Here is a 7200-nt window from a genome sequence, read left to right on the forward strand (position 1 = left end):
TGAGTCGGGCAGTTCAGGCCCGGGGAAGCGGTCCTCGGGTGTCATTCGCCCATCATAGGAAGACCACTCTCCCGGCGTCCTCACCTGGTCGGCATGGCGCGGGGCACCCTGCCGTGGCCGGGCGGCGCACCGCCCGCACGGGCGAGATGCGCCCCCGGCCGGTCCGGAGTCTCGGCCGGAGCCGTCCTCCACGGCACCCACGCCGACCACGGCCCCAACTGCTGCCACTCCCCGGCCATCCGCCGCTCCCTCCGGCTCCTCGGCAGCCCACCGGCGCGCGCCGGCGGGCAGCGTAGCGGCCGGCCGGGCACGGCCCGGCGTGCTGCCCGGCGCGCCCGGCCGATGGCGGCCTCGGCGATGTCCACGGTCGCGGCGGTGCCCGGCCGAACCACCCCCGGGCACCGGCCTCCTGCTCCGCCCGGTCCGGCCGGGCCTGCCGTCCGGGGCCTGCGGCCTGGCCCTCTTGCCGTCAGCATCCGGCGCCCACCAGGATGGTGGCTCCGCTGGGTGAGAGGGGCGCGACGATGGGTGACGAGAACAAGGGCGGTCCGGGGGACGGCGGCGGCGGGGCGCACGCCAAGCCGGGCGGCCCCGACATCGGGCCCAAGCCCAGCCCCGACGGCCAGGGCCCCGAGCCCGAGCCGAAGCACAAGTGAGCGCCGACCGGTCCGAGGGCGCCCGCCACCGGCTCGCCGGCCACCTCGCGGACACCGGCGCGCTGGAGCCGGGTTGGCGCCCGGCGTTCGAGGCGGTCCCCCGGCACCTGTTCCTGCCGCCGGTCTACTGGGAGTTCACCGACCGCACCGCGGTCGAGCGCGACCGAGCCGCCGACCCCGAGGGCTGGCTGGCCGGTGCCTACCGCGACACCCCGGCGATCACCCAGTGGGACGACGGCGACCAGGGCGCGGGCATGCGGGACTTCACCTCCAGCCTGAGCATGCCGACGATGGTCGCCTCCATGCTCCGCGACCTCGACGTCCAGGACGGCCACCTGGTCCACGAGATCGGCACCGGCCCCGGCTACAACGCCGCCCTCCTCGCCCACCGCCTCGGCCCCGACCGGGTGGTGAGCGTCGAGATCGACAAGACCGTCGCCGACACCGCCCGCGCCAACCTCACCGCGGCCGGCCTCGACGGGGTGCGCGTGGTGACCGGCGACGGCGCCGAACCCACCACCGATGAGGCCAGCGGGCGGGCCGACCGGCTCATCGCGACCTGCTCCAGCCTGGTCACCGACATCCCCACCGCCTGGCTCGGGGCGACCCGCCCCGGCGGGATCCTCGTCGCTCCGGTGGCCACCTTGTTCGGCGGCGGCGCCATGACCCGCCTGAACGTCGACCGCGACGGCGACGGCCGCACGGCGGCCGGGCACTTCACCGGCCCCTCGGACTTCATGAGGATGCGCCAGCAGCGTTACCAGGCCCCGCCCGTCGACGCCTACCTGCCCGGAGAGTGGCCCGGCGACGCCACGGCGTCGGTCACCGGCCTCGACCCCGAGGCCATCGGCGACTCCTGGCTCGCCCAGCTCGCCATCGGCACCCGCCTACCGGACGTCTACTACCGCCGCGCCCCCTACCAGGAGACCGTGACCTGGTGGTTCTTCGACACCACCGTCACCTCCTGGGCCACCGTCGACTCCGTCCCCGGCGCGGACGAGTACCAGGTCCGCCAGAGCGGCCCCCGGCGCCTGTGGGACGAGATCCACACCACCTGGAACACCTGGCAGCACGCCGGGGCCCCCGGCTACCAGCGGTTCGGACTCACCCTCACCCGGGCCGGCCGGCGCACCGTGTGGCTCGATCACCCCGACAACCACTGGAGCCCGCCCGCCGGCTGACTCTCGGCCAGGCGCAGCAGGCTGCCGGGCGTCCACCGGCCAGGTGCGCAGGTGAGGCCCGGCCGTCGGGGGTGCGGCCGGGCCGGAACCGGAGACAGGACCAGCGTGGACGTCCCGTCCCCGGCTGCGACCGTACGCCCCCCCGGCCCGGCCGGCGCAGACGCGCGGCCGGACAGCGGGGCCGGGGAAGAACAGGCGGGACAAGCGGGCCACCGCGTGCACGGCACGCCCAGGGGGCGGAGAGGGCAGGATTCGAACCTGCGCGGGCCCCGAAAGACCCTGCTCGGCCATCACTGGCCAGGCACCCGATGAACCGCTCCGGGCACCTCTCCCGGTCCCGGGAGTCCGTTTCCGGCGCTCCCTGACGTGCCATCAGAATGCCCCGGGCGCCTGACCCGGTACTGACACCCCGCTGACCGCCATGCCGCCCCGCCCCTTGCCGGCCCTCACACCCCCGGGTCCGGCACGGAATCCGGCGGCCGTCCGGCCGTCAGGCCGCCACCCGGACCACCCGATGGCGCGTTGCCCGCCCTCGGGCGACGGCACGGGTGCGGGCCGCGTCGCCGGCCCGGATCCCCACGGCAGCGGGGATCCGTCGCCGCAAGGCGCGCCCGCAGACGGTGGACGCGCAGATCCAGCGCGACGGTGATCCGGCGGCGGGACCCGTCACGCACCGCCGCCACGGTGGCAGCGCTCGTGCGCAGGCGCGCGGCAAGATACGCCGCGGTCCAGCCCCGCGCCTCCAGCTCGGCCAGGACCGCGGCCGCCGCAGCGGCACACGTCAGACCCCGCCCCGGAGAAGGGGGCCGCTCGCGTCCGGGCAGCGCAACACCGAGGACCGCCTCCGCGGTGCCGCGGGCGATCCGCACCGGCCGGCCGGCCGGCTCGCGCAACAGGCGCCGGATGAGCGTGACAGCGATGCCGGAGGCGTCCGCAATGTCCTGAGCCGACATACCGCGGCGCACCACCACCGCGGCACGGGCGGCCACAGGGGCGGGATCGACCCGGGCCGCCACACCCTTCGCACGGTCGCGGTCACGACGCCTGCGGGCCCGCAGCGCCGCCTGCCGGCACGCGGAAAAGGCGCACCCGTGGTCCGCACACGAGGCCTGGCCGTGCCGCACCCGGCTGCGCACCGGCCGCCGCGACACCCCCGCGCCCGCCGCCCGCTCCTTGTCCTGGCCCGCTGTCACCGGCACACCCCCACTCCCCCCTGCCGATCGCCCGCAGCGCAGTACGCCTCCCACCACCGACAGCCACGGGAGGCGGCGCACGACGGGCGGCGGGAGGCGGGCGTCGGTGCGGGCCGAGCCGGCAAGCCGGGCCGAGGTCAGGCCGGGATGTTGACGGCGTCCTTGAAGGCCTTGCCCGCGGTGAACTTCACCGTCCTGGACGCCGCGATCTCGATCGCCTCACCCGTGCGCGGGTTACGGCCGGTGCGGGCGGCCCGGTTGCCGGCCGCGAACGACCCGAACCCGGTCAGCTGCACCTCACCACCCTCCACAACCGCGTTCTTGATGGCGTGCAGGAGGGTGTCGAGGACCTTGTTCACCACCGCCTTCGACGCCTCACTGTCCTCGGCCACCAGATCGATGAGCTCCTGCTTGTTCACGGCTGCCGCCCTTCCGCACCACCCGCGGGCGGGCGGTGACACGTCCACTGGAAAACCCCCGGACACGGGGGCCGACGGCGCACCCCTGTGTCCTGCCCGGGGCTGCGCCGCCCTGGCCAACGACCGAACCCCTGCACGATCACGCACCCCACCACGTCGGGCCCCCGGACGGCCCAGCCGGCAGGCCGCGGTGGTGGCCGACGGCGCCCGCGGTCGCGGTCGCGGGATACCATGCGGGCTGCCATGCAAGGTGCCGTGCAGGTCTCCATGCGGACAGCCGTGCAGGCTGCCGTGCGAGGCACCCCGGAAAGGCCAGGACCTCACTCGAAGTCGCACGGGGGCACAGGGGCACGCTCCGCCGGGCCGGGACGGTAAGGCAGAACCGCAAGGAGGCGCCCGTCGCGCGGCCTGAACGGTCCGGCCGCCGGTGGGCGCGGCGGCGGCTGCGGGCCCGGCGGTTGCCCGGGCCGGCATCACTGCGGCGGGCGACTCCCGGCCCTCGTGGCTTCGACGGCCGCCGGTACGGGCCCGGCCGCCGCGGGGCCGGGGTTCCTAGACCTCGACGTACCCGATAACCACGATGGTTTGACGGACCGTGACGTGGTAGATGATGCGGACACCGTCGATGTCGTCGCGGTAGTCGCGCAGTCGGCCGCCGCCCTCGAGCGGGTGGCCGATGTCGGGGCGCACGGAGATGGCGACCAGGGCGCGGTCCAGGCGGTGGGTCTGGGCCGCGGTCAGCTTTTCGAGCTGGCGGGCGGCGAGGTCGGAGAAGGCGACGTCGGCACGGCGCGGGGTTTCAGGCGACACGCTGCTCAGTCTGCCCGTTCGCCAGCTCGGCGAGGTGGCGTTCGCGCAACTCCTCCCACGGCGTGCAGCCCTCGGGGTCGGGCAGGCCGTTGGCGGCGACGTCCTCCAGGAACGCGGCCAACTGCCCGGCCCGGCCGCGCTCCTCCCGGGCCATGGCGCGCAGCGCGTCAACGCCCTCGGAGGCGAGCTGTTCGCGGCCGCTGTCGTTCGACGTCATCACGCTCCCCGTCCGGCCCCCGGTGGTCCGGGCCCGGGAGTTCACCCCCCACGGTAGCCAGAAACGCGCTATCCGGAACCGTGGTCGACCGAAGTCGAATTGACCGCGGCCGCCGGTTCCTTCGCGCGGCGCAGCGACGGCGGGCCCGCGCCCGCCCGGTCCCCCGGTGAGCAGCACACAGACCGGGCACGGGCCGCCGGGTATCAGGGGCCGGGCGTCGGGCGGCCGGCACACGGGGTGCGGTCGGGCCCGGGTTCCGCCCGACCGCACCTGAGATTTCGTCTTCTCGCGGCCGTGTCCGGAATTCAGAATTTGACGTCGATCGCCCGGATGTCCGTGAATGCGACTTCGAGTCCTTCGTTCCGTCCGCCGTCCTTGAAATAGATTTCCTGGAACGCCTCGGCCATCACCTCGCGCATCCGGCGGTCGTCGGCGCCCTCGTCCTGGGCCGCGAACAGCCGCCCGGCCCAGGAGGGCGGGAGGTGGAGGGTCAGGTGCCGCAGCCGGGCCTGGTCGGTGGTGCCGCCCGGCGCGGTGTAGCCGAAGGTGGCCCAGACCTCGACGGTGATGCCGCCGGCGGTGGCGGCCTGCTTGCGGGCCCTGCGGCGGATGCCGGGCTGCCACACCCGGCCCACCTCGCGGGCCAACGCCTCGCGCAGCGCCGGACGCGGATGGCGCAGCTTGCCCGTCAGGTAGCGGCGCACCGTGTTCGGGTCGATGCCCAGGCGGGCCGCCACCTGCTTGCGGTCGCCCTTCGCGGCCTTGACGAGGGCCCGCATCTGGGCCTGCGGCGTCTTGGGCGGGGTCTGGGTGAAGTGCGCGGGGGTGGCGCGGTCGATCGCGTCGGTGATCTCCTCCACGGTGCCGTTCACTTCCCCTCGGCAGTGGCGGAGTCGTAGCCCTTGACATGGCGGGCCGGGTTGACGGGCTGCTCGCGCTCGAGCAGGTCGACCGCCCACAGCATGCTCTGCACACCCTCGACCTTCGCCAGGCCGGGAGTGGCACCGAGGCGGAACGCGCCGGGCAGCACCTTGCCGGAGCCGGTCAGCGGCAGGAACCCCAGCGGGGAGGCGGTCGGGGAGGCGTAGACGACGCAGTCGATGTTCACCCCGAGCGGGTAACGGCCGCTCGCCTTCGCGACGTTGGCCATCTTGCGGTGCAGGTTCACCCGCGCCTTCGCGATGACCGCGGCCCGGATGTCCGGCCGCCAGGTGGGGCGCTCCAGGGCCGGCCACGGCTCGCCGGGGACGTAGCCGACCCCCTGCGGGCGCTCGCGGAGCTTGCCGATGCCGAACTTCACCGTCGACTTCACCGCCGTCAGGACCATGGCGATCTGGTGGTGACGCCACGCGGCCGAGGCCAGGCGGCCGTCACCGAGCCCCGCAAGGTGGGCCAGGCCCTCGGCGGCCAGCGCCGCGCGCAGGGCGTCCAGGTCTTCGCCGGCGTCCTTGAGGAGGCGGTGCGCCGTCATCGCGGCGAGGAACGCCCGCTCGTCGGCGTCCTTCTCCACCGGGATGCCCGCCTCCGCCATCGTGGACACGTACGCCTCCCGCAACCGGTCGTGCCACGGGTCCAGATAGGCGCCGTACTGCTCCCGCACATACGCCTCCACCGGGCGCACGTCGGCGCCGAGCTCCTGGGCATAGGCGATGGTGGGTGTGGCGTACCAGCCCGGCCCCTCCGGGGGGAGGCCGGTCGGCGTGAACGGCGACGGCAGCCGCGGGTCGCACTCGATGCCCGACAGGTCGACCAGCCAGGCGCCGGGCACCTTCTTGTCGAACCGTGGGCGGCGCACGTGCACAGGGGCGCCCAGTCCCACGTTCAGACGGCCCGCGGCGGCGAGGTAGGCGGTGTTCAGGTCGATGCCGACCGCGAACGGCTCCACCATCTCCGCCTCCGACAGCGTCTGAACCGGCCGGATCCACTGGCAGGACTCCTCGTCCATGAACCCGCCGCTCCAGCCCTGCGCCGCCGGGTGCTCGGCGAGCACCTCCGGCGGCGCCGCCTGAACCACCGCGGTCAGCGCACCCGGATTCGGCCCCGACACCCACTCCCCCGACACCTCGTCACGCACCGCCCGGGTCGGCGGCCGCAGCGCCGTCATCAGCTCGAGTCCGCAGGTGGCACTCGAGCCGCGGGGGGTGATCACGCGGGAGGCGTAGATGCCGAGCACGCGGGCCAGGTCCGGCGCGGGGAGGGTGCCGGCGGCGCCCCAGGCGCGGTCGTCCAGGGCCCGCCAGGGCAGGACGGCGAGCTGCACGCACTGGCGGCGCCCGTCGGCGACCGGGCGGTAAATCCGCGGCCACGGGCCGAAGCCGCGCCGGGTGAGCTGCCACTTCGAGCGGGCCAGCGCCTTCACCACCTTGTGGTCCTGCGGCAGCCGCTGGCTGCGGCGGGTGGCCGGGTCGTCGTCCAGGCTCGGGGGTAGGCCGAAGCGTTCGGCGGCGGCCGCGGTCAGCACGATGAGTGGGTCGGCGTCCCTGCCGTTGCGGTTCAACCTGGCGGCGCCCAGCCCGGACTCGGCCAGCGCCCACGCGGCCAGCTGCGCGAAGGTGGTGGCCGGGCACTCCAGTACCAGACCGCCGACACCGTAAGCGCTACCGTCACCGTCCAGCACCACCAACGGCCCGTTCGGGAACTGCCCGTCGAAAGCCTGCACCGGACGCGCCGCCGCACGCCGCACAGGCCCCTCACCCGCCCGCACCGGCCCGCGCCCGGGGCGAC

General features: G+C 75.1%; 8 protein-coding genes and 1 pseudogene. 2 read left to right on the plus strand and 7 right to left on the minus strand.

What is annotated here, in order from left to right:
* Nucleotides 1-524: 524 nt before the first annotated feature.
* On the plus strand, nt 525-656 hold the full coding sequence (locus tag AB0D08_RS39725) for a hypothetical protein (RefSeq protein WP_255369535.1): 132 nt from the start codon (nt 525-527) through the stop codon (nt 654-656).
* Nucleotides 653-1837 carry a methyltransferase domain-containing protein gene (locus AB0D08_RS39730; RefSeq protein WP_359895220.1) on the plus strand — a complete coding sequence of 395 codons (1185 nt, stop codon included), beginning with the start codon at nt 653-655 and terminating at the stop codon, nt 1835-1837. The genes AB0D08_RS39725 and AB0D08_RS39730 overlap by 4 nt, the downstream gene beginning before the upstream one ends.
* 237 nt (nt 1838-2074) lie before the next feature.
* Here AB0D08_RS39730 and AB0D08_RS39735 read toward each other — a convergent pair.
* From AB0D08_RS39735 to AB0D08_RS39765, 7 genes and pseudogenes are all read right to left on the minus strand, one after another.
* Nucleotides 2075-2169: pseudogene (locus AB0D08_RS39735) on the minus strand.
* 114 nt (nt 2170-2283) lie between these two features.
* The gene (locus tag AB0D08_RS39740) at nt 2284-3036 is read right to left on the minus strand and encodes a hypothetical protein (protein WP_359895222.1); all 753 of its coding nucleotides are present in this window, start codon (nt 3034-3036) and stop codon (nt 2284-2286) included.
* A gap of 131 nt (nt 3037-3167) precedes the next feature.
* A complete protein-coding gene (locus AB0D08_RS39745) occupies nt 3168-3449 on the minus strand; it encodes an HU family DNA-binding protein (protein WP_359895224.1) in 282 nt (93 codons plus the stop codon).
* Between the two features lie 552 nt (nt 3450-4001).
* On the minus strand, nt 4002-4259 hold the full coding sequence (locus AB0D08_RS39750) for a type II toxin-antitoxin system RelE/ParE family toxin (RefSeq protein ID WP_359895226.1): 258 nt from the start codon (nt 4257-4259) through the stop codon (nt 4002-4004).
* Nucleotides 4249-4476, minus strand: coding sequence for a hypothetical protein (locus tag AB0D08_RS39755; protein ID WP_359895228.1), 228 nt, complete (start codon nt 4474-4476; stop codon nt 4249-4251). Before AB0D08_RS39755 ends, AB0D08_RS39750 begins: the two co-directional genes overlap by 11 nt.
* A gap of 305 nt (nt 4477-4781) precedes the next feature.
* Nucleotides 4782-5348: an XRE family transcriptional regulator gene (locus AB0D08_RS39760; RefSeq protein WP_233289295.1), complete on the minus strand. Its 567-nt coding sequence runs from the start codon at nt 5346-5348 to the stop codon at nt 4782-4784.
* Nucleotides 5345-7200: transcriptional regulator (locus AB0D08_RS39765; RefSeq protein ID WP_359895230.1), on the minus strand; the 1856-nt coding region annotated here is incomplete at its 5' end. The genes AB0D08_RS39765 and AB0D08_RS39760, both read right to left, overlap by 4 nt.

Source organism: Kitasatospora sp. NPDC048540, assembly GCF_040651175.1.
Taxonomy (GTDB): domain Bacteria; phylum Actinomycetota; class Actinomycetes; order Streptomycetales; family Streptomycetaceae; genus Kitasatospora.